This window comes from Streptomyces avicenniae (genome assembly GCF_000719135.1).
GTDB classification, from domain to species: domain Bacteria; phylum Actinomycetota; class Actinomycetes; order Streptomycetales; family Streptomycetaceae; genus Streptomyces; species Streptomyces avicenniae.
In genome coordinates this window covers 1-426 of record NZ_JOEK01000039.1, presented here as the reverse complement: position 1 = coordinate 426, position 426 = coordinate 1, and the positions used below count along the sequence as shown (strand labels likewise).

At 60.6% G+C, this 426-nt stretch carries 1 protein-coding gene; it reads left to right on the top strand.

The window, feature by feature from the left end; all coding sequences use genetic code 11:
- Window positions 1–426: GTP-binding protein (locus IF27_RS29650; RefSeq protein WP_052852964.1), on the top strand; the 426-nt coding region annotated here is incomplete at both ends.

The window sequence follows — 426 nt, the reverse complement described above, 5'->3', positions numbered from 1 at the left end:
GTTTGTGGGGTCGGTGTCGGAGATCAATCCGCTGCGGACCGAGGCGGTGATGACGTCGGCGTCTGCGGGGATCGATGATCTGACGCACACGGGTGGTAAGACGACCACGACGGTGGCGATGGATTTCGGTCGTATCACGTTGGATCAGGATCTGATTCTGTATCTGTTCGGTACGCCGGGTCAGGATCGTTTCTGGTTCATGTGGGACGACCTGGTGCGTGGTGCGATCGGTGCGGTGGTGCTGGTCGATACGCGTCGGTTGGCGGACTGTTTTCCTGCGGTGGATTATTTCGAGAACAGTGGTCTGCCGTTCGTGATCGCGTTGAACGGGTTCGACGGGCATCAGCCGTACTCTCCTGAGGAGGTGCGGGAGGCGTTGCAGATCGGTCCTGACGCGCCGATCATCACGACGGACGCGCGGCATCG